General features: G+C 39.3%; 18 protein-coding genes and 1 pseudogene. 14 read left to right on the top strand and 5 right to left on the bottom strand.

All coding sequences use genetic code 11. From position 1 onward, the window contains the following. Positions 1-36 precede the first annotated feature (36 nt). From KHA99_RS04400 to KHA99_RS04390, 3 genes are all read right to left on the bottom strand, one after another. Positions 37-702: a DUF3862 domain-containing protein gene (locus KHA99_RS04400; RefSeq protein WP_213116190.1), complete on the bottom strand. Its 666-nt coding sequence runs from the start codon at positions 700-702 to the stop codon at positions 37-39. Between the two features lie 286 nt (positions 703-988). After that, a complete protein-coding gene (locus KHA99_RS04395) occupies positions 989-1,834 on the bottom strand; it encodes a hypothetical protein (protein ID WP_249366424.1) in 846 nt (281 codons plus the stop codon). A gap of 415 nt (positions 1,835-2,249) precedes the next feature. Then, positions 2,250-2,837 (bottom strand): YczE/YyaS/YitT family protein, encoded by a 588-nt coding sequence (locus KHA99_RS04390; protein ID WP_372447565.1) that lies wholly within the window; start codon positions 2,835-2,837, stop codon positions 2,250-2,252. Here KHA99_RS04390 and KHA99_RS04385 point away from each other — a divergent pair. The 6 genes and pseudogenes from KHA99_RS04385 to KHA99_RS04360 form a co-directional block, all read left to right on the top strand. Continuing rightward, positions 2,794-3,605, top strand: a pseudogene (locus KHA99_RS04385) (SPFH domain-containing protein); the annotation flags it as partial. The gene KHA99_RS04390 and the pseudogene KHA99_RS04385 overlap by 44 nt on opposite strands. A 307-nt stretch (positions 3,606-3,912) precedes the next feature. Continuing rightward, a complete protein-coding gene (locus tag KHA99_RS04380; protein WP_213116189.1) occupies positions 3,913-5,163 on the top strand; it encodes an allantoate amidohydrolase in 1,251 nt (416 codons plus the stop codon). Positions 5,164-5,253: 90 nt separating this feature from the next. Beyond that, positions 5,254-6,606, top strand: a complete 1,353-nt coding sequence (locus tag KHA99_RS04375; RefSeq protein ID WP_213116188.1) for an allantoinase — start codon at positions 5,254-5,256, stop codon at positions 6,604-6,606. Positions 6,607-7,012: 406 nt separating this feature from the next. Continuing rightward, entirely contained in the window at positions 7,013-7,681 is a 669-nt protein-coding gene (locus tag KHA99_RS04370; RefSeq protein WP_213116187.1) for a GntR family transcriptional regulator, read from the top strand. Between the two features lie 286 nt (positions 7,682-7,967). Next, positions 7,968-9,356 (top strand): allantoinase AllB, encoded by a 1,389-nt coding sequence (gene allB / locus KHA99_RS04365; RefSeq protein ID WP_213116186.1) that lies wholly within the window; start codon positions 7,968-7,970, stop codon positions 9,354-9,356. A 103-nt stretch (positions 9,357-9,459) separates the two neighbouring features. Next, positions 9,460-10,854 (top strand): NCS1 family transporter, encoded by a 1,395-nt coding sequence (locus KHA99_RS04360; RefSeq protein ID WP_213116185.1) that lies wholly within the window; start codon positions 9,460-9,462, stop codon positions 10,852-10,854. Between the two features lie 242 nt (positions 10,855-11,096). On the opposite strand, the gene KHA99_RS31320 is transcribed toward KHA99_RS04360, so the two are convergent. Both KHA99_RS31320 and KHA99_RS04350 read right to left on the bottom strand, forming a co-directional pair. Beyond that, complete coding sequence (locus tag KHA99_RS31320) at positions 11,097-11,831, bottom strand: SH3 domain-containing protein (protein ID WP_213116184.1); 735 nt, start codon at positions 11,829-11,831, stop codon at positions 11,097-11,099. Positions 11,832-11,836: 5 nt separating this feature from the next. Then, positions 11,837-12,757, bottom strand: coding sequence for a hypothetical protein (locus tag KHA99_RS04350; protein ID WP_213116183.1), 921 nt, complete (start codon positions 12,755-12,757; stop codon positions 11,837-11,839). Between the two features lie 313 nt (positions 12,758-13,070). Here KHA99_RS04350 and KHA99_RS04345 point away from each other — a divergent pair, with 313 nt between their 5' ends. The 8 genes from KHA99_RS04345 (at position 13,071) to KHA99_RS04310 (ending at position 23,287) form a co-directional block, all read left to right on the top strand. After that, on the top strand, positions 13,071-13,874 hold the full coding sequence (locus KHA99_RS04345; protein ID WP_213116182.1) for an enoyl-CoA hydratase/isomerase family protein: 804 nt from the start codon (positions 13,071-13,073) through the stop codon (positions 13,872-13,874). 296 nt (positions 13,875-14,170) lie between these two features. Further along, positions 14,171-14,866: a DNA replication protein DnaD gene (locus KHA99_RS04340; RefSeq protein WP_249366524.1), complete on the top strand. Its 696-nt coding sequence runs from the start codon at positions 14,171-14,173 to the stop codon at positions 14,864-14,866. Positions 14,867-14,961: 95 nt separating this feature from the next. Next, positions 14,962-16,518, top strand: coding sequence for a spore germination protein (locus KHA99_RS04335; RefSeq protein WP_213116181.1), 1,557 nt, complete (start codon positions 14,962-14,964; stop codon positions 16,516-16,518). After that, entirely contained in the window at positions 16,511-17,626 is a 1,116-nt protein-coding gene (locus KHA99_RS04330; RefSeq protein ID WP_249366423.1) for a GerAB/ArcD/ProY family transporter, read from the top strand. Before KHA99_RS04335 ends, KHA99_RS04330 begins: the two co-directional genes overlap by 8 nt. After that, the gene (locus KHA99_RS04325) at positions 17,623-18,690 is read left to right on the top strand and encodes a Ger(x)C family spore germination protein (protein ID WP_213116180.1); all 1,068 of its coding nucleotides are present in this window, start codon (positions 17,623-17,625) and stop codon (positions 18,688-18,690) included. The genes KHA99_RS04330 and KHA99_RS04325 overlap by 4 nt, the downstream gene beginning before the upstream one ends. 219 nt (positions 18,691-18,909) lie before the next feature. Then, positions 18,910-20,238, top strand: a complete 1,329-nt coding sequence (locus tag KHA99_RS04320; protein ID WP_213116179.1) for a nucleobase:cation symporter-2 family protein — start codon at positions 18,910-18,912, stop codon at positions 20,236-20,238. 201 nt (positions 20,239-20,439) lie between these two features. After that, positions 20,440-21,051: a nucleotidyltransferase family protein gene (locus KHA99_RS04315; protein ID WP_213116178.1), complete on the top strand. Its 612-nt coding sequence runs from the start codon at positions 20,440-20,442 to the stop codon at positions 21,049-21,051. Positions 21,052-21,148: 97 nt separating this feature from the next. Further along, a complete protein-coding gene (locus KHA99_RS04310; RefSeq protein ID WP_213116177.1) occupies positions 21,149-23,287 on the top strand; it encodes a xanthine dehydrogenase family protein molybdopterin-binding subunit in 2,139 nt (712 codons plus the stop codon). Positions 23,288-23,305 lie beyond the last annotated feature (18 nt).

Here is a 23,305-nt window from a genome sequence, read left to right as displayed (position 1 = left end):
AAGCCCCAAATCAGAGGGGGCTTATTATTACTTCAATTATTCTAGACCAAATTGAGATTTATTCTGCAGCTTGTTGCCTTGGAACATTAACGAAACATTTGCTCCAATACTACCTTTACCTGGATATGAGTACATGATGGTATGGAATTGTGTACCCTTTTCTCCAGATTCTGAAATAATTTCGCCTTCACCACCGACAATGGCAATTACCTCTTCTAGTGTCATACCATTTTGGATTTTATTGAACTGATCTATTGAAATTTCAACTCCTGATCCTCCACCTAAACCAAACTGTGCCTTATTAATTAACTTCCCACCTTGGAACATCATACTAGCACTTGACATAAATCCATCTGTTTCGAACTCATACATGACTGTGTGGAATTGAGTACCTTTTTCACCGGATTCAGATAGAAGTTTTCCTTCTGCTCCAACTACTTTTACAACTTCCTCATATGTCATTCCTTCTTTAATTTGTTCAAATTTTTCTTTAGTAAGGACACCTTCTTTTGCAGCAGGTTTTTCTTCTTTTTTTGTTGATTCTGCTGGCTTGCTAGTTTCTGCAGGTTTACTTGCTGTAGTTTCCTTATTTGTGTTTGTGGAAGCATTGTCATTTCCACCACTAGAAGCAATCGCCCCGATTATTCCTAAAATAACTAAAGCAATTACTCCTAAACAACCAAACTTAAAGAACTTTTTCATACTAAACTTCCCCCTTATTACTGAATTATGGAGAAATTATAGCATGGTAAAAAGTTTGTAGAGTAACCAAAAATGGTAAATCTATGACAAATTAAATTTATTGGATATGAAAATACAAAATCAACAAGAAAAATTAGATTCATTATAAAAGCAAAAAAAGCATCCATACAACGAATGTTCGTTTAAGAGCAAGGTCAGTCCCCAGTTTCTTTAGTACATTAATCTGGAGGGGGACTGGCCCTCAGTTTCTGGTGTATCTTTTTGTTGAAAAGTTATTCAATGATAATTAAATTGCGCATTTAAAATAATCATAATTCAGAATATCTACGATGGAATTGTTAGATGTAGATCCTGATACATCATATTTTTCATAGAGTTCGTCATAGAAACGCTGACTAAATTTATTGAGCAAAATGCCATAAAAGTAGGAGATTGGATTTCTGACAGCTTTTGTGAATTTTAATTTGCGAATTAGCTGTTTAAAGCCTTCAATGGCCACATCAAGCATCTGCTCTGTTTTGTTTTCTCTGAAATATTTATAGGCAGCAATTTGTGTCATATGCCATAATTCCTCAATGGTCTTAGCATCTGAATAGAAATACTTAACCAGCTTGACGAACTCTTTTGGAACATGATTGCTAACATAGCTATGATCTAATTCCAACGGTTCTTCTTTACGTTTTTTATTCTTTTGACCTTTTTCTGTTTTTAAAAGATTACTAGTTTCTATTGGCTGGTTCATTTTTTCCGCTTTAGGTGGTTCATTTACAGGAAAACGATTAAAAACATATAAGTTGCAAGTCTGTGAACCGTTTTTTCTCTCTGTTTCGTAAACGGTGATGATTCCGAATTCTTTTGCTTTTAAGATCATCCGTTTAAAGGTTGAACGGGAAATGCCATTTTCGTGGTATTCCTCGTTTATGGACTTCAGGATGGTACCGATTTTGGCATTGCAGACACCAGGGATTTTGGCGGCAAATCGAACGAGTCGCTTTAAGCCTACGATTTCGCCTTTGGAGAAGTCGGCCTTGTGCTTAAGCAGCCACTGTTCGAAATGGTGATTAAATTGGGCGAGACTAGTAAATTGAGAAAACTCTTCAAAGTGTTCAATACTGCCTGATTTTAAACTCATTTGTATGCGCCACCCTTTATAATCTGTTTATTAGGCCAGTTCCTCGTTAACACTCAAGGTTCTGGCACTTTTAAGATATCGGGTTTGGCAGAGTGAGTCGAATTCACTCATTTCCAATTTGGAGCGAATTTAGGTAGGAAAATGCGATTTTCGGCTCCAAATTGGAAATGAGAAGGCCAAATTCGTGATTTTCGTACCGATTTGATAGTTTTTGATTTTGGGGAGGAAAATGGCAGGAAAGGGGGAAATGGAACAAGAAGTAAACAGGAATGGGAAGAGGTTAACAATATCCAGGGTGCTGAGACTGAACTTTTTTTATTAACATGTGTGTAAACGAAAAAAGGAGTTGTTGTGGCGGTAACTCCTATTGTTTATTGACCTAACTGCTTAGTTGAACAAGAAAAATAAAACCATCCTATATCGAATGGTCTTTATCTTTATCATAATTTGGTGATGTACTAGAGTGTGTTAATATGCGGTCTAATACTTTTTTAGTAATTGGCATAAAGTAATTAAGGGTTAGCCCCCCTAAACAAACGGTTAATAAAGTTCCCACGCCAATGGGTCCATTAAAAATCATTGCCATAATCAAAAATACAAGGTAAATCAACGTTCTCGAAAAAAATAGATTTGTTCTAGTTAATTCTTGGATGATTAAGGTCAATCGGTCAATTGGAATCGGGGCAAAATTTGTGTCTAAATATGTTGCCGTTCCTAATCCTATCACAACTAAGCCGATTCCAAAACAAACAACTTTGCTGTACCACAGTTCGGGTGTTATCAAATTGTGCAATAGAAATAACCACATATCAATACCAATACCGGTTATTAATGCTGTTAACAACCCCAAAACCTCTGGTCTTTGTCTTTTTAAAAATGAATTACAACCTATCAATATGAAAGCTATTATGATTTCCCAACTTCCTACAGTAAGCCCCACATTTTGGGACAGTCCTGTTGTTTTCCGAGACGATGGCGAGTATGATATCGAATCGCAAATCATTCCCTTCTTGTCGACTTTAAAGGGTTTCAAATTGGGCTTCAACAGCGGCATGCGGGTGGAAGTGCTGTTTGTGAACACCAAGGAATTTGTCGTGAAATGGGGTACGCAAAACGCGATTAATATTCCGGCGCCGGGGCTTCCGGGCGGGATGCCAATCCGGGCAAACGGAACGTTTAATTTTAAAGTAGCAGATTATATAGCATTGATTGATCAAATTGCCGGCGTTCGCGAGCAATACTTGGTGGAGGATGTCAAAATCCGGATTTCTGCTGTCCTTGACCAGCTTTTGATGAAATGGATTACAAGGGAAGGAAAGGATATGTTCAATCTTCAGGCCAATTCCTTCGACATTTCCAAAGGTATTCAAGAGGATTTGGATATGCAAATGATCAAAAGCGGTATTTCGGTCACGGGCTTTAATGTCATGAGCTTTAGTTATCCAAAGGAGATTCAAGACCGAATTACAAAAAATGCTTCGCATGGCTGGTCAGCGATATAGGCCGATATCAGCAAATCGAGTTATCGGACGGCATGGCCTCGGGTAAAATGAGCGGCGGCGGGGTGGCATCGGATATGGCCGGCATGATGATGGGGATGAATATCGCTGGTAAAATGATGAACCAAATGAATCAGCAGCAGCCCCAGAACCAACCGGCACCGCCACCACCGGCAGAAGGCCAAAAGCGGCCGAACTTCTGCCCTAATTGCGGTGCAAAAAACGAAGGTGCCAACTTCTGTTCAAACTGCGGACAAAAACTTGTTGGATAAACCATGGAGAAGGTTCTTCCATTTTGAAATGGAAGAAAGGCAACTGACCCTGTAATGATATGCTCCCCTTAAAGAATACAGATATTAAAACAAAAATCTGTCGTTCATTTAGGGGAGTTTTTTTGCAGACACAATTATCCAGTTCCTAACATAAACGCCTAGGTTAATTTATCAGAAAACTCTTGCTATTTAGAATTTAAGGTGCTAAAATTACCAGTACAAATATAAGAATTCGGAGAAACGGTGTTCCGCAATAAGCAACATCCTAATAAGTTGAAATCATTTTTATATTAAAGGAGGAACTAGGTTGAGTAAGTGTACGGGACAAATCAACGGCCGGAGAATTTCTGAAAGAATAGAAGAATTGGCGTCGATTTCAGAACCGTCAGATGGTGTGACACGGATATCTTTTACAAAGGAATTTCAGGCAGGTCAGGAATTGGTTAAAAAATGGATGATTGAATCCGGGATGACCGTCCGGATTGACAATCTAAATAATATGATTGGCCGCTATGAAGGGTTAAATCCGATTGCACCTGTATTAATTATTGGTTCCCATTTAGATACTGTTATTGATGGAGGTAGGTATGATGGGGTGCTGGGGGTAATTTCTGCTATCGAAATTGTAACCGTTTTATATGAAAATGCCACAAGATTGGAGCATCCAATTGAAGTGATTGCCTTTAGTGATGAGGAGGGTGTCCGTTTCCATACCACATTTTTAGGCAGTAAAGCAGTCGCTGGGACTTTTTCTGAAGCGATGTTGGAATTGAAGGATGATGCGGGTATTTCTTTAGCTGGAGTTCTGCAAGAATTAGGATTACAACCACACCACTATCAAACTGCCGCTAAACGCCCAAAGGATGTCTTAGGCTATCTTGAACTCCATATTGAACAAGGTCCAACTCTTGAGACTGAGGCCCTTCCTTGTGGAATTGTATCAGGAATTGCTGGAGCTTCTAGGTACTCCTTTAAAATAACCGGTTTTGCCGGTCATGCAGGGACAGTTCCGGTTCCATTACGCCAGGATGCTTTATTGGGTGCATCAGAATTAATTTTAGAAATAGAAAGATTGACCAAACAAAATGCCCCAATTGTAGCTACTGTCGGTAAGCTTAAAGTGATGCCTGGAGCATGCAATGTAATTCCGGGAGAAGTGGTGGGTACGCTAGATATTCGAGATACAGATACACATAGAAAAAATGATGTCATTTCATCGATTTTTAATGCAGCGGACGAAATTTGTGAACGGCGCAACTTAACTTTCCATGCTGAACTCATGTTGGAATCAGCGCCAACCCCTTGTGATGACAGCATTAAGGCGGCAATTGAATCTGCTATTCTTGCAAATGGCATCAAACCCATTTCTTTAGTAAGTGGTGCAGGACATGATGCGATGGAAATGGCGAATATAACAAAAATCGGTATAATCTTTGTCCGCTGCAAAAAAGGAATTAGCCATAATCCTGAGGAATTTACATCCGATAAAGATATGGAAATTGGAGCAAAGGTATTGTTGGATACTGTTATTCAATTAACAGTTCATGATATGAATTAAGAAAACCTTGAATATATAAAAAAAGGCGGGTTGATTTTTCTGAATTTTCACCCTAGCAAAAATACTATTGAGCCGAAAGGAGATTTATCTATGTCCTATGATTTAGTCATTAAAAATGGAACCATTGTAACCCATGATCGTATTTTTAGAGGTGATATTGGAATAAAAAACGGAAAAATTATGGAGGTTTCAGAAGAAATCCTTATAGAGGGAAGCTCAGATAACACCATTGATGCAGCGGGGCATCATATCATCCCGGGATTAATTGATACGCATGTGCATTTCAATGAGCCTGGACGAACTGAGTGGGAAGGTATTTTGTCGGGTAGTAAAAGCTTAGCCGCCTCTGGTGTAACTACTTTTTTTGATATGCCATTAAACAGCAATCCTCCGACTGTTAATAAATCGGGATTTGTTGCAAAACAAGAACAAGCAGAAGAAAAATCGGTAATCGATTACAGGCTCTGGGGAGGATTAGTACCGGAAAATGTAAGCGCTTTAGAAGAGTTGGTGCAGTGTGGTGTAATCGGCTTCAAGGCATTTATGTCACCAAGCGGTATTGATGATTTTCATCATTCAGACGATGTGACACTTTTTAAGGGTATGAATGAAATTGCCAGGCTTAATTCCATATTAGCTGTTCATGCTGAAAGCACGGTTATAACAGAACAATTAGCTAATCAAAAGCAGCAGGAAGGGAAAATAACGGCAAGGGATTTTTGTGAATCACGTCCAATTATTTCAGAAATGGAAGCAGTCAGAAGAATTCTATCATATGCTGAGGCAACAGGTTGCAAGCTTCATATTGTTCATGCCAGCAGCAGTAAGGTGGTAAGACTTGTAACAGAAGCAAAAAGAAGAGGGGTTGATGTAACGGTTGAAACATGCCCTCATTATCTCTCTTTGACGGTTGATGATATTACAGAATTAGGCCCGATTGCCAAGTGTTGTCCCCCTCTTAGGGATCAGGAAGAGGTTGAAGAATTATGGATATCGTTAGCAAATGGGGAAATTGATGTGATTGGTTCGGACCATTCTCCTGCCCCCCCATCCATGAAAACTATGACAGATGGCAACATATTTAAGGCCTGGGGTGGGATTAGCGGAGCTCAATCGACCTTATCAATTTTATTAGAAGAGGGCTACTGGAAACGAAATATTCCATTACAAAAAATCGTAGAAATAACCTCTACGAATCCCGCTAAAAGATTTGGCTTATACCCATCCAAAGGCACGATTTCGGCGGGAGCTGATGCCGATTTCTCAATCGTTAATTTACATGAGAATTTTCAATTAAAGAAGGAAGATCTATTTTATCGACATCCTCATTCACCATACATTGGAAAGTCTTTTAGAGGTAAAAATGTTATGGCACTTGTTAAAGGGACTATTGTATTTAAGGATGGCGAAATCATCCCAAAGGAAAAAGTAAAAACAAATTAGAGAAAGTATTTCAGCTAAATGCAAATCGTTAGCACTGATTCGAAAACACCTCATGCTGTGGAGTAGTGAATGCCCGTTAATCCAACTGCTCCATAGCTATGAGGATTTTTTGTTTTCTAACAAATGATTTATGCATGAATTACAGCTTTATATTAATATTGAATTTTTATGGATTCCTGCTTCTTCTTTTTTATGAAAATACATATCAAAAAATATATTATAATAATAATCTGATTTTTCAGAAAATGGTTGTTAATCCAATAAAAATATTGTAAGCTTATTGTATTAGCGATTGTATACAATCATGTTTGCAATAAATTATACAAGAGAGTATGCTTCATTGGGAATTTTTTGTATGCAATCTAGAATTCATTAAAGTTCTATCAATGAGAGAAAGGAAATTTCGATGAACACGAAGGAAATAGAAATTTACAAAAAAATCAAACAGGCAATCATTCAACAAAAATTACGTCCCAATATGCAATTGGTTGAAAAAGAGATTGCAGAAGCATTTGGGGTAAGTCGAACTCCGGTTCGAAACGTGCTTCGCAGATTGTCCTATGAACGGCTAGTAAAAATAATTGAAAATAAAGGGGCATTTGTTACATGTTCATCAATAGAAGAGGCAAAAGAAGTATTTGAAATGAGACGAATCCTTGAATCTAGAGCAGTCCGCAATGCTTGTCGTTTATCTTCAGAAGAACAACTTCGCGAACTTGAAAAGATGGTTAAAGAGGAATTAAGTACATACCAGCATGTTGACTATGTTGAAGCCATACAAATGTCCGGGGAGTTCCATTTAAAAATAGCTGAGATGGCAGGTAACTCATATTTTTATCGGTACCTGGAGGACTTAATATCCTTAACATATGTTATTATTTCAATTTATGGACGGGGCCAAGAAGAAAAAAGTACCTGCCTCCATCATCTTGATATCTTCAATGCTATTAAAAAAAGAGATGAGGACCTGGCTGAAAAAGTAACCCTGGAACATTTAAATGACATTGAAGATAACCTTCGCTTCCATGAGAACCTTCAAATTCCAACAACATTATCAGAAATATTTCACCCATAATTATTTATTCCCGCATATTTGTAATCGCTTTTACCACCAATTTTAATTGGATTTCCATTTTACAAAATGTTTTCATTCTTAAACGAGTAATTCTTCTCCTTCATACCTATAGGCAGGTACTTAATTTGGGGAGAAGAATGTCATTACTGACCCTTTTGGAGGTGATGTAAAGGAAAACGTTCATATGAAAATATGTCTCTTTTTCACCTATTTCTTAAAACATCGTTGCTTATCAAGCGACAGTGGCAATTTTTGACCTATCAAACTTTATTTTGGGGGAATTTACATGAAGTATGATCTTGTTATTAAAGGTGGCAAAGTGGTTTTCAGGGACGAAGTAAAGAGCGTCGACATTGCCGTAAAAGATGGAAAAATCTCCGCTATTGCTGAAACAATTGATGATGAAGCTTTACGGATTATTGATGCAAAAGGCCAATATGTCATGCCAGGTATGATTGACACACATGTCCATATTTGTGAACCAGGCCGGACCGAATGGGAAGGATTTGTGACAGGAACTAAAGCATTAGCTGCCGGCGGTACCACATGCTATGTAGATATGCCACTAAACGCTCTTCCTGCAACGGTTGACCGTAAATCGCTGCAATTAAAATTAAATGCAGCAAAAGGGAAAAACTATGTGGATTATGCTTTATATGGAGGACTTGTTCCTGGCAATCTTGAAAAGTTAGAAGAGCTTTCTGAAGAAGGAGTGGTAGCATATAAGTGCTTTATGGCCACATGTGGATCAGAGCTGCCAGATGATTTCAAAAATGTCGATGATTATACATTATTTATCGGGATGAAGAAATTAGCCGAGCTCGGGGCTGTATTGTCCATCCATGCCGAAAATGCTGAGATGACGGACCGGATGGGACAGGAAATGATGAAACAAGGCAAAACCAGTGCGACAGATTATGTTGCTTCACGCCCGGTTTTTACAGAAGTGGATGCGGTAAAACGGGCATTATTTTTTGCAAAAGAAACTGGTTGTAAACTGCATTTTGTCCATGTCAGTACAGCTGAAGCGGTAGAAGAAATTACGAAGGAAAGAAATAAAGGAATGGATGTCACTCTCGAATCGTGTCCGCATTATTTTACCATTACAACAGCGCAATTTGAGGAAATTGGCCCGGTCGCCAAATGTTCACCACCATTACGGGACGAAGCAGCGCAAACGAAGCTTTGGGAGAAATTAATTGAAGGAAAAATAGATATGTTAACATCTGACCACTCGCCTTGTCCGCCTGAAATGAAATTTAGTGACAGCAATAATATTTTTGAAGTATGGGGCGGAATTACGGGGTGCCAAAACAATGTCGATCTTATGTTTGATGAAGCGGTTCTTAAGCGAAATGTCCCGGTAACCGATTTTGTCCGCATGATTGCCTATAATCCTGCCGTGCGCTTTCATTTGCCGACAAAGGGAGAAATTGCAGTATCAAAAGATGCAGATCTCATCTTTGTAGATCCAAATCAATCCTATATTGTCCAAAAGGAGGAGCTATATTACCGTCATCAGCATAGCCCATACATCGGGAGAAAAATTAATTGCCGTGTCACCAAAACATTTGTTAGAGGAAATCTTGTTTTTGATCTTCATGAAGGTATTGTGGGGGATCCTAAAGGGCAATTAATTACTTACCATAGCAAGGCTGAACTATTAACGCCATAGACGAGAATATATAATATCAACATCAAAATCTTCTAAGACCTAACTTATGAACTGATGCTTTATCGGTAATACGGTAAACAATATTAAAGGAGTTGGGTATACAATGTCGACAAATTTAGAAAGTAGCGTTACACAAGGAGCACAGACTCATCAATCTACTGGTGTAGATGAATCACTAAATCCAAAAGCAGAGAATGAGAGAACGGTAGGTCCGGTTTCCTATATGTTTATGTGGATAGGAGACGGCGTTAATTTAGGCAATATGACGCTTGGAGCCAGTTTGGTTGTAGCGGGGGTCGCAACACTAAACATTATTCAGACATTTGCCGCGGCCATCATAGCCATTGGCATTATTTCAATCATTTTTGCTTTAAACGACAGGGTCGGATATAGAACTGGAATTCCCTATGTTGTACAGCTCAGAATGTCCTTCGGGCATAAAGGCTCCGTCATCTCGTCTCTTTTGCGCGGTATCCCCGCAATCGTCTGGTACGGTTTTCAAAGTTGGGTTGGCGGCACTGCCTTAAACGAAATGGCGAAGATTGCTACGGGCGGATCTTTTGATAGTGTACCCATCTGCTTTGTAGTGCTTCAACTGGTGCAAATTGTGCTTTCAATGTACGGCTTCCATGCGATTAAATGGGTGGAATCGCTTATATCTATCGTCATTATGCTGGCGCTTGTTTATGTATTTTACCTTCTACTGGCAGACCATAGTGCTGTTATTACACAAAAATGGGTTAATACAAGCGGCACATGGGGCCTGCCTTTCTGGGCGCTCATCATGGTGTTTATGGGAAATTATGCGGCTATCTTTTTAAGCGCAGCAGACTATTCAAGAGAGCTGAAAACCGGTATCAGTGACAAAAAACGAGGGTTATTGTACTTTTCTCCGATTTTAATCGCGTATGGTTTTGTAATTGCAATTGGCGCAATGCTTGCTACAGTAACCGGCAATTCCAATCCTGTGAAAGCGTTTGCGATTGTGGTGGATAACTCTTATATTACATTTTTTGTATCGGCATTTATTGTTATGGGAGCGATTGCAGTAAACATGGTGGCCAATATTGTTCCGCCTGCCTATGTGATTACATTGCTTACCAAAGCGAAATTTAAACTTGCTGTTACCATAACCGGTTTGCTTGCGTTGTGCTCATTCCCTTGGGTGCTCGTTCAGGATTCCTCGTCAAAGGGACTAGGAATTTTCATTCTAATCTATTCTGCATTTTTAGGCCCAATCGTATCGATTTTATTAATTGAATATTATATCTTTAGAAAACAAAAAGTAAATATTCCAGATTTATATAAGGAAGAGGGTCCATTTGCCGGATATAATCCTGCAGCGGTGCTTGCCATGTTAATTGGGGCCGGTGCGGCCTTTTTGAAAGTCGAGCTGGCATGGATTATCGGCGTGGTTGTTGCTGGTATTGCCTATATTCTTCTTACGAAGTATGCGTTTAAAGATTCAAAATTCAAAAAGGGAACGATTTTTGAGTAATAGTGCAACTAACTTATAGACGAGTTGATGAGCAAGGGCACACCAGAGCAACTTGCACGGCTAACAAAAGCATTTCTTAAAATGAAGAAATTCGATATTGTGGAATTACAGGAAGCATACAAGTGAAAACAAGCTATTTAATTTAAGTAAGAAGAAGAGTAGCGCAATACCACTCTTCTTCTTGTTTATGCCATCTCATTTTCCCATATTTTATAGAAGATAGCTAATATCCTCTTAATCTATTATTTTTCCCTGACAATTAAGGCCGAAATCCAGCCTTCGACCCCGTTTGCGGTTTCCACTTTTAGCCACTTAATTCCTTTGGAATCCACTTGTTCTTCATTCAAAAAGTGGATGATTTCTCCATTTGTAATCGTGTAAAGACGTGCTGCGGTCAGTGTGGGAGCTTCCCGAATATTTCCGCCCTCTTTATATTGCTTATTTAAAATAAATTCTTTTTGATTAGGGGAAGCCACGGTTGTTTGTACGGGTACAGGTTCTTGGTTTAACCAAGCTTCAGCTTTCTTCCATTTTTCTGTATACCACTTATTTGGATTGCTGATGATTGCCGCTGTCAGCAAAATTACTAATGTGGTAGCAGAGTAGAAGGTCCATCTTTTCAACCTTGTCCTATTCCTTTTCCGTTTCGTAAAAAGCTGAATGATTTTGTTGAAAAAACCTTCGAACAAGGCAAACATTCCTTCAATAAACTCAATCCAAACAGGTATGCCAGCTTCTCCTGCTTCCCTCCGTCTTCTTTGCATCGTGCAAATAAATGCCATGAATGGATAAGAAATGAGAAAAAGCATTTTTTTCAACAAATGGGCCGTCAAGTTTAAGAGGGGAGGAACAACATACAACAAAATTAGCCTTACGAAATGCAGGAGCACAAAGAGAACCAAAAAAATACGCAACCATTCCGGCAGGGCAGAGATAGGTGACCAAATCCAAAACAGCTGTTTTAAAATGGATTCCACAATCGCTAATCTCCTTTATTTAGATAGGATTGAAGTTCTTTCCTTGGACTATCAATCTGTTTTTTTCTATTGCTATTTTCCAGATTAACAGGGAGATAGGGGAACAGTTTTTTTAGCTTGGCCAATCTTTGTTCTGCCTCAAACTGGTCAATAGAGTGATCGTTGATCAAGTTTAAAAGCTGTTTGTTTACCTCATATTTGAAGGCTCGATTTTGGTTAAATTCCGAATCCACTAACCGCTTTGCCATTTCATTCTTTTCTCCAAGCTTCCCTGCTGTGATAAAATCACCCGCTTGAAGGGCCTCTTTAATGGAGGCCGATATCCGGCGCGCTTCCTCCAAATCGAGAGCCTCTTGATAGGCCGATATTTCTGCGTTCCGGTCTAAATCGGCAATCGCCTCATCATGGTACTGGTCCCGAATACCTTGCCGGGTCAAAACACGAACATTTCGAACCACAATCCCAGCCTCTCTTAACACCTTAACCAATCTTGATGTTTGAAAAAATTCTTCAATATGTCTGGCAAAACTCAGTTCCTCTTCGATAGGATAAAATCTTGCTTCCGATTCCACCCAGAAGGGCAGATGATTGTTGAAGATCTGGCCAATTTCCCCTGCATTTTGTTGAACTAACAATTCGGGGTGTTCAACGGCAATATCGATAGATAAATTGACAGAAAAGCTTCTTCCTCTTGTGGCCGAGGGAACTTCCTCATTATAGGTGAAGGTCTGCTGCTGCATATTGACGGTATAAACTCTTTTATATTTTCCAATCCGCAATTCACTACGTGTCAAACGCTCTCCATTTTTAACTGCAAAGTGTTCGTTGTCGTTATTAACATAAACAAAGGCATAAGACATAGACGACGCCGGCGGTTTTTCCAAAAAGCTAAATTTCACGTCCTTAATGTCTTCAATAAAATTCATTAGGTATCTCCCTCCCGGTTAAGGTCACTTATACTTGTCTACATTCTATGCAGATAATCGGCAGAAAAGCCCCTATATCTTTGTTATAGGAAAAAGGTACCCAATACTTAATGATAAACAGAATGTTCCTTTATTCCTTTTTTGAGTAACGAGTACAGAATCTATTTTTTAATAAGCATTTGGACATAGATTAATTAATAAATACTTTCTATTTGCTAATTATCAGAAAATTATGTATATTATAAATGGAAGTATTTAATAAAATAGTAAAATGGTATTTATTATTTTTATTAGAAAAAGAGGTGTTCAGGCAATGCAAAATGAAACAGCGCGTTTTGAGACGATTACATGGGAGAAGAAGGGGGAAATAGGTTTATTGACCTTTAATAGGCCCGAAAGATACAATGCCATCTCGTATCAGCTCATGGATGAAGTGGCAGCTGTGTTGGACAGTTTAAAGTACGACACGGACTGTAGGGTTTTGGTGCTTACGGGTGCGGGTAAGGCATTTTGTTCAGGGACTGATTTAAAAGAACAGCGGCAATTTGAAGGAAACATAAAAGATAGAGCACCTCAGCTTTTTGATTCACAAAAAAGGTTGTCCGATTTAATTGTTAGGTTTAGACAAATTCCGCAACCGGTTATCGCTGCGGTAAACGGGGTGGCAGCAGGCGGTGGGATGTGCTTTGCTTTAGCTTCTGATGTGAGAATAGCCGGTCCAAATTCCAGGTTTATTGCCTCCTTCGTGAACGTTGGTCTTTCCGGGGGTGAGTTGGGTGCCAGCTATTTTCTGCCACGTTTGGTCGGAATGTCCCGGGCCTCAGAATTGCTGTTAACAGGGCGCGAAGTTTTAGCTGAAGAAGCACTGCAAATCGGTTTAGTATCTCGGCTAACTGGAGAGGGTGAGGTCCTTCCGGTAGCCTTTGAAATGGCTAATTTGATGTTGGAAAAATCAGCTCTTGGCTTGAAAATGACAAAAGAAATATTAAACACAACTCTTGAAAACGATCTAGAGGCCAGTCTTCAAGTCGAGAACAGATCGCAAGTGTTGTGTGTCTTAAGCGGAACATTCGAAGATGCAATCAAACGGTTTGAGAACCGAAAAAACAAAAAGTAAACAGAATATTGTAAAGCCACGCATATGTATAATCGAAAACTATCAATCTAAATTTTAATAAAAAAGTGGGTATTAGCTAGTTTAGGCTGTCGACAATGTTGACAGCTATTTTTTTACAATAAATCTTTTTTGTTTTTGGCAGCAAAACCGCTTCAGCAAATTTACAGATCTTTTACGTATCAGGAAATTATTTTTCAAAAAATATCCACACATTTTGAAAAAACACCATGACCGCATTCTTCATTAAACACTAAATATTATGTAAAGGATTTTTTTTGTAGGAAGGACAGTGTTTGATGATGGCAAAGTATCGAATGGTTCGTACAGACTTTTGGTTCAATCCGATTGTTTTGGAAGAGATGACCCCGGAGGACAGGTATTTTTATCTCTATCTCCTTACCAATCCACAAACAACTCAAATTGGAATCTATAAAATTACGAAAAAACGAATGGCCTTTGATTTGGGCTATTCGATTGAGACTGTTCACTCCTTAATGGAACGATTCATCGAGCATCATAAATTGATTCGTTACAATCCTGAAACGAGGGAGCTCGCGATTAAATACTGGGGGAAAGATAACCTGCATAAGGCTGGAAAGCCAGTCATGGACTGTATTTTTTCAGAATTAAAGGAGGTCGAGGATTCCACGCTTATTTATTATGTTTTGGAATCCATACAAAGAGAGGAAATCCGCAGCCTCTTTGAATCTTTTTGTAAACAAGACGAGATGACTTTTGTCAATGAAGTTAGCGATCCGGATGAAAATGATACATATATCGATAAGGAATACGAAGCGATAGACGATACGTTCACGCATTGTTATACGATAGGTGGGCAAAAAGAAAAAGAAAAAGAAAATAAAAAAGAAAAACAAAAACAAAAAGCTTTGCATCTCACTCCACATACAGCGAATAATCAAAAAACAGATGATGTCAAAGAAAAGAAGGAGCACCTTAACAGATTCGGTTACTCTTGCAAAATGGACCCGTGAAAAACAAGGAATATAAAATGTGGTTTTTCAGTTAATGCAGGATATTCTAGCCAATTTAGGAAAGTATAAGAGAAAAACTTCCAAATGGTGCTAATATGGCTAATCTTTTTAAATCAATTAAACACATTATTAACAAAAAAAATATACCAACTAACCAAAAAGACCACCAAAGCAGCCTGGTAAAACGTGAATATAGCAAGGACCAAACCGAAGACTGGGAAAAGGAACTTACTAAATCAAAGGATTATCAAAAGAGCTATTACTTTAATCAAAAGTCAGGAAAGAAATTTACACTCACGTACTTTTCTACACTTGTTGAAGAAAAGGTGATGGATAATAATGCTGTTCCCCCTCTACTCGAGGGTGAGTTTTACACAATTGCCGATGTTAAAAAGCTTCTTCCTATAGCAGATGTAGAACTATCGAACAGCTCTAATGATATCCCAGAAATGTTGATGAAAGGTTTTGTCATGCTTACCTTAGAAGGGGAAAAGGAGTTTGCCTTCATCTCCTCACCTAAACAAGTTGTCCGGTCGGTTTCTGCACCAGAGATTGAATTTAGTGTTGTAGGTCCTAAAGAAGCCTTTGTAGAAGCCATTGACCAAAACATAAATATGATCCGAAAGCGTTTGCCAATTAAGGAACTCATCGCGGAACAATTTATAGTTGGAAAATTATCGTTAACCAAGGTATGTGTCCTGTATATCAAAGGGATTACGAATAAGGAAATCATTAATACTGTCAAACAGCGGATTAGCGATCTTGAAAAGGATGAAATCGCTGACAGTTCCTATTTTACTCAGATTATTTCAGATAATGGGAATTCTCCTTTCCCACAGCTGCTTGATACAGAAAGGCCAGACCGGGTGACCTCCAGTTTGGCTGAGGGAAAAGTGATTATTTTAGTTGATGGCTCGCCGCATGCCTTGATTGGGCCAACTTCTTTGACAGAGTTCTTTAACTCTTTCGAAGATTATTTTCTTAACTGGATTCTTGCAACCTTTATTCGATTAATACGTTTATTTTCCGTTATCTTCTCGATTATGGTTACACCTCTTTATGTGGCAGTGGTGACTTACCATTATCAAATGATTCCAAAAGACTTATTAATTACGTTAGTTACCTCAAGGCGAGTTGTACCTTTCCCGCCCATTCTTGAGGTCTTGTTTTTAGAAGTAACGATTGAACTTCTAAGGGAAGCAGGGGCAAGGCTTCCAACCAAGGTGGGCCAGACAATCGGTATCGTAGGCGGAATTGTCTTGGGGACAGCATCAGTGGAAGCCGGGCTTACAAGTAATGTTCTGTTAATTTTAATTGCCCTTGCTGCATTAGCTTCCTTTACCACACCTGTCTATCAAATGAGCAATACCATCCGGATTCTGCGTTTTCCGTTTCTGATCATGGCTGAAATATGGGGGTTAGTAGGGATTACGATTGCTTTTTGTTTTTTGCTTACACATTTGCTGCGGCTTACATCGTTGGGCTTCCCCTTTATGGAACCAGTCTTTCCGCTAAGAGTGAAGGATTTTAAAGATGCTTTATTCCGTCTGCCTTTCAAGAGTCAGGCGAAACGTCCGCAGTTTCTAAGGACCAAAGACTCCACCCGGTTCAGCAAGGAGAAGGCTAATAAAAAGAAGGACATTGATGAATAAGGAAGGAAGAGGAGTAATGATTCAGGGACCCGTCCAGGAGAGACTCCAAATATCACCATTTATGGCCGCCTATGTCATCATTTCGATGCAGATTGGAATAGGAGTTCTTGGTTTTCAGCGCATTATTGCCAAAGATGCTGGCACTGATGCCTGGATATCGGTTATTGGGGCAGGATTAACCATCCACATCATCGTGTGGATTATGTATAAGATTTGTGAGACTGTAAATGGGGATGTACTGGATGCCAATGTTTATTTATTTGGAAAAATAATCGGCAACAGTATAAATACCCTCTTTATTTTTTATTATACAGTTACTTGTGCAGCGGTACTTGGCGGCCTGTTTGAAATTATTCGTACTTGGATGTTTCAAAGTTTAAGCTCGTTTTGGTTCGCAGCTGTATATTTACTTTTAGGAATCTATATCGTATACGGAGGCTTTCGGACCGTAGCCGGAATCTCCTTTTTTGGACTAGTTATACCTTTTTATTTACTTTTTTCTTTCGGATTTGCCTTACAGTATGGGGATTTTACCAATCTATTGCCATTATTTGATCATTCCTTTATTCAACTAGTAAAAAGCGGCTACCATATGTCACTGAGTTACCTTGGCTATGGCATTTTATTGTTTTTTTATCCTTTCATTAAGAAACCTGAGCAATCAAAAAAATTTGTTCATATCGGGCTTTTGGCAACCACTTTTATTTATGCTGCTTTAGCAGTTATTACCTTTGCCTATTTTCCTCTTGGTCTGCTTGAAAAATCGATTTGGGCAACATTGGAAATGTGGAAAATTGTCCGGCTTCCGATTCTAGAAAGGTTTGAGTATTTGGGAATTGCCAATTGGGCTTTGATTTTACTCCCAAATATTGCCCTTTCTTTATGGGTAGCCAGCAGAGTGACCAAACGCATTTTTCATATTAGTCAAAAAAAATCGGTTATTTTTATTGCGTTGGCATGTCTGATTATTGTGGTGCTCATTTCTACTAGAGAAAGACTGAACGTTCTTTTCGACTATACGGCACTTGTTGGCTTTGCCTTAGCTTATGTTTACACACCGCTGCTATATTTTTCACTACTGATTAAAAAGAAGGTGAAAGCGAAGTGAAAAAGAGCCACTTTATCGTTGCGGTATTGTTTTGCATGACAATCCTGTCTGGATGCGTGGATAGAAAAGTGATTGATGATGTAAATATTGCCACTGGGATCGGGATTGATAAAAGTGGTAACCAGTTCCTTGGAAGTATCATGATCCCCGTGTTTAAGCCAGACAAGTCATTCGGGAATTTTACGTTTGTCTCCAAAGGAAATGTTATCCGGGATTTGGTATCTGAAATGCAGAAAAAGGCATCACAGCCAATTGTCAGTGGAAGTCTTGATATTGCCCTTTTTGGCGAGGATGTCGCACGTGAGGGACTAATTAAAACTCTAGACGTCTTTTTACGGGATCCAAGCGTGGGAGCAAGGGTTCAGTTGGCTGTAGTAGATGGGAAAGCGGTTGATATTTTTAAAGGAAGATACGGTGACCGCGGGAACTCCCAATACCTGACACAGTTACTAGAACATAATATGAATCAACAAAATTTGCCTATAACTAATCTTCATCGTTTTTTGGCAAATTTTTATAAAAGAGGGCAGGATCCATATTTACCAATGCTTAAGAAGAGTAATCATAATTTAGTGACCATAACTGGATTAGCCCTTTTTAAAGATGAAAAGGTTGTCGATATTCTCCATGAGAATAAAATGTTTTACTTCAAACTCCTTGTTGACAATCACATATTGGGGGTAGTTAAAGTAAAGGAGGCTCATGGTGAATCTACTGTCAAAAGTATTGGGTTAAAGAAAAAAATGAGGCTGATAAGAAGGGACCCCTATACATTCTCGATCAAGATTAAATTGAAGGGAGATCTCACCGAACACCAGGAAAGGATGCTTAAGGAAGGTGAGATACGAAAAGTTGAGAAGCAATTGGCAAAACAAATCGCTCGGGAATGCAAAATGTTAATTGAGGATTTTCAAAGAAAGGGCATTGACCCAGTCGGCTTTGGCCACTTTGCAAAGTCTAGGACACGAAGTTTTGATTTTAAAAAGTGGAATACGGAATATAAAAATGCCAAATTTAAGGTTTCCGCAGATGTTCATTTGATTGGACACGGTGTAGTTGAGTAATAAATATTTGCTAAGTTCCTTTATTTAGTTAAATGCTCATTGTTAATCTTAATGTTGTAGAACGGTATAACTATTATTATCAGAAATATAATTTAAAGAAAAAATTATTAGAAATCTTTTGAAAGGGGGGGCACAGCAATAGGAAAGATTTTAAGAGTATGACCATATGTCCTGAAAATTGTTTCTGCTCAAAAAGTCTTTACCAAGGGAGGCATAATAATGGAAAAGTTAACTCCATGGAAAATAGGGACTTTAGGTCTTCAGCATGTATTGGCAATGTATGCTGGGGCCGTTATCGTTCCCCTTATTGTTGGACCTGCGGTAGGCATGACACCGGAGCAATTGTCTTTCCTTATTTCCATCGATTTGTTCACCTGCGGAATTGCCTCATTACTTCAAGTAGTAGGAGGAAAGTATTTTGGAATTAAGCTTCCAGTTATATTAGGGTGTACTTTTACGGCTGTTGGACCAATGATTGCGATTGGAAAACTTCAGGGCATAACCGCTATTTATGGTGCCATCATCGTCTCCGGGATTGTTGTCATGATACTTGCTCAAATTATGAGTAGGGTTATGAGGTATTTTCCGCCTGTCGTAACAGGATCTGTTGTAACGATCATTGGGATATCACTCATTCCTGTGGCGATGAACAACGTTGCTGGAGGAGTAGGGGCACCGGATTTTGGGAACCTAAGAAATTTATTACTGGCGGCATTGACTCTAGCACTCATTATTTTTATTAACCGCTACCTATCAGGCTACATGAGAGCTGTTTCTGTTCTAATTTCCATGATCTTAGGTACTCTGGTTGCGATGGGGATGGGAATGGTGAATTTATCATCAGTTAGCCAGGCTTCCTGGTTTCATATGGTGCAGCCGTTTTACTTCGGGATTCCCACTTTCCATATAACTGCTATCTTAACGATGATTCTCGTCGCCATCGTAAGCATGATTGAATCAACAGGTGTATTTTTGGCATTGGGGGATGTCTGCGAGAAGAAACTGGAATCGTCTGATATCAAAAAAGGATTGAGGGCAGAAGGTTTGGCTAGTTTTATTGGAGGAATCTTTAACGCTTTTCCATACACGACATTTTCCCAAAATGTGGGGTTGGTCGCCCTTACGAGAATAAAAACACGAAATGTAGTCATTGCCGCAGGTGTGATTCTGATGATATTAGGGTTGGTACCAAAAGTGTCAGCGCTTACAATGATCATCCCAAATCCTGTTCTTGGAGGAGCAATGATTGCGATGTTCGGAATGGTTATTTCTTCCGGTGCCAAAATGCTTTCCCGCGTCGATTTCCATAAAAATGAAAATCTGCTGATTATAGCGGTTTCAGTAGGAATTGGTCTGGGAGCCTCAGTTGTCCCTGATGCATTTGCAAAAATGCCCGAGGGATTGCGTTTGCTTTTCCAAAACGGGATTGTAATAGGAAGCTTTACAGCTATTGTGCTTAACCTATTTTTAAATAAACGGGAAGAACAAAAGAATAATGATATTTTACAAGATCTTAAATCGGATCATTCGGCAGAATCAAGTATTTGATAATTAGATAAATCCGAAGGATCACTGTTCACTTTAAGTGATCCTTTTAAAGGATTCGCAAATAAATTATTAAAAATCGCAAATAAATTTGGGGGACTCTTTCACCTGATTTAGGTTCGCAAATAAAAAGGGGAGTTTCGCAAATAAATCACTCAAAATCGCAAATAAAAACTGAAAATACTCTAAAATTTCTCGGAGGAGGTGACCAATATAGAAGCTATCATCCTAGCAGCTGGATATTCCAGCCGGGCGAATGCCTATAAAATGACTTTGCCACTAGGGCATATGACTGTATTGGAACATATGATGACTAAATTTGAAGGATTAATCAGCAGAGTAATCATTGTAGCAGGGTTTCAAGCGGAAATCATCCAAGAGGAAATCGCAAAAATCAGCTGTAAAAATACCTATTCATTCGAGATGAAGTTTATTTATAATGAAAACTTTAATCAGGGAATGTTTAGTTCCATCCAAAAGGGCTGCCATGAGGTAAATGCCCAAACCTTCTTATTAACTCCAGGAGATTGTCCGCTTGTAAAAAAAGAGACTGTTCAGTTAATCGCAAAACAAAATGGGGATGTTGTTATTCCCAGCCTTAATTATAAAGGTGGTCACCCTATCAAGTTATCAAGTGATGTGAAACAGAAAATTATTGAAACCGATCCAACAAGCAATTTACGTATGGTCCTCGCCAATTACAAAAAGAATTATCTGAATGTAGATGATCCGGGTGTGTTAATGGATGTAGATACGCCGGAGGATTACCAAAAAGCCATGGAGTATTATAATACTAAAATGTCTTTTAAAACGTAATGGGGATAAAAATGAATCATAAAATATCCCTTCTATTAATAAAAATTGTAGGAAGAGGTTTCTATTATTAAATAATGAGTCGAAGGGTGTTGCTGGAATGAATCTAAAAGACATAAGCACCTCAGTGCCCAAAAAGGACCATAGTGGTAAAGTGTCGGGCCAGTTGGCTTATATTAGTGACGTGAAAGTGGAAAATATGGTTTATGGAGTTTTGGTTCGTTCGCCCATTGCTTATGGAAAAATCAAATCCATTCAACTACCAAACTTTCCTGAAGGGTATGAAGCGGTTGGGGCAGAGCAGATCCCCGGGCCGAATGTTGTGAAAATCATCCAAGAAGACCAGCCCATTTTTGCCAATGAGTGGGTTAATTATATTGGGGAACCGATTCTTATGCTTGTGGGAAAAGAGCTGGATATCCTGTACCGTTTGCTAAATGAAGTGAAGATTGAATTTGACGAACTTCAGGCTATTTACACATTGGATGATGCCATCCAACAAAAATCAGCACCTGGTGTTACAATGGCAAGCTATGAATTTGGGGAAAACTTAGATGTCATTAGTACGATTGAGCAGGGAGCCCATAAAATCATTGAAGAAGAATATTCTACGGGTTATCAGGAGCATGTCTACCTAGAGCCGCAAGGAATGCTTGGTATCTATAAGGATGATGAAATTGTTGTCCAGGGCTCGATGCAATGCCTTTATTATATAAAAAATGCGTTGATAAGCGCTTTAGCCTGCGGTGATGATGAAGTCAGAGTGGTTCAAAGCCCTACCGGCGGAGGTTTTGGCGGCAAAGAAGAATTTCCTTCAATGATGGCGTGTCACGTCGCGGTTGCGGCAAATGCCGTCAAGAAATCGGTTATGCTCGTGTTCGACCGCTCTGAAGATATGGTGGTAACGACGAAAAGGCATCCTGCCAAAATCAAATATCGAACAGCTATTGATGAAGAAGGAAATATTTTGAGCATGTGTGTGGACGTTTTTCTTGATGGCGGAGCAAATGCAGGATTGAGTTCAGTCGTGCTGCAGCGCGCATTATTAAACAGCGCCGGTGTTTATAAAATTCCACATTTTCATGCAAAAGGTTATGTCTTAAAAACCAATACGGTTCCGAACGGTGCCTTTAGAGGCTTTGGTGCTCCACAAAGTTTTGCTGGAATTGAAAGTCATATCGGCCATATTAGTAAACTATCAAAACTAGACCCACTTGACTATAAACGAAAATACCTCGTTAAACAAGGAGACCCTACCATTACCAAAGGACAATTCCGCGACCCAATCTTAATGGAAGACATGATTGAGGATTTGCTTAATGCGTCGGATTTTAAAAGTAAAAAAGGGGAGTTCCAGCGTTTCAATCAACAAAATCTGCGCTATAAAAAAGGTATCGGAACTTCGCTGTTCCTCCACGGTTGTGGATTTACTGGCAGCGGCGAAAGAGATCATATTAAAGCAACGGTGAAGTTGGTTAAATCAAGGGACGACAAGGTATTACTAAAAATCTCCAATTCTGATATGGGACAAGGAATTTATACGACGCTTAGTAAAATTGTCGCCCAAGCACTCGACCTCCCATTCGATAGAGTTTTGTACCCTGATCCCGATACGAAAGAGGTGCCCGACTCTGGTCCGACTGTAGCATCCCGGACGACCATGATTGTCGGAAAGTTGCTTGAACGCGCTGCAAAGAAACTGAAGGCGCAGTGGCAACCAGGAGTGGAACAGGAAGTAGTAGAGAACTATGTTCACCGTGAAATGATTCCGTGGGATGAGAAAACCTTCACGGGAGATGCCTATCCGGCTTATTCCTGGGGCGTTAATATTGTTGAAGTGGAAGTGGATACGTTAACAGGAAATGTAAAGCTGGAAAAAGTTTATGCCAATTATGAAGTGGGAAAGGTCATCGATGATCGGATTATGAAGGGCCAAATTGACGGCGGCTTGGCTCAAGGGTTAGCGTACGGTTATTTAGAAAAGATGACGTCAAAGGAAGGTAGAATCCAACAAAAAAGCATTTCGGATTATGGCCCTCCGACTTCAATGGACGTGGTTTCCATCGAAAGCAAGGTCTTTGATAATCCTTATGCGGATGGTCCATACGGGGCAAAGGGTGCAGGGGAATTGACGTTAATCGGCGGCGCTCCTGCGGTTCAAGCGGCGATTGAAGATGCACTGCAAACGTCTTTTCAGCAAATTCCCATCACACCGGAAGTCATTATCGAAAGTCTATGAATGAGGGCAGGTGAACAA

This window comes from Neobacillus rhizophilus, from assembly GCF_018343535.1.
GTDB classification, from domain to species: Bacteria; Bacillota; Bacilli; order Bacillales; family Cytobacillaceae; genus Neobacillus; species Neobacillus rhizophilus.
The sequence above is the reverse complement of the archived record's forward strand: the minus strand, read 5'-3'. Positions and strand labels throughout refer to the sequence as shown.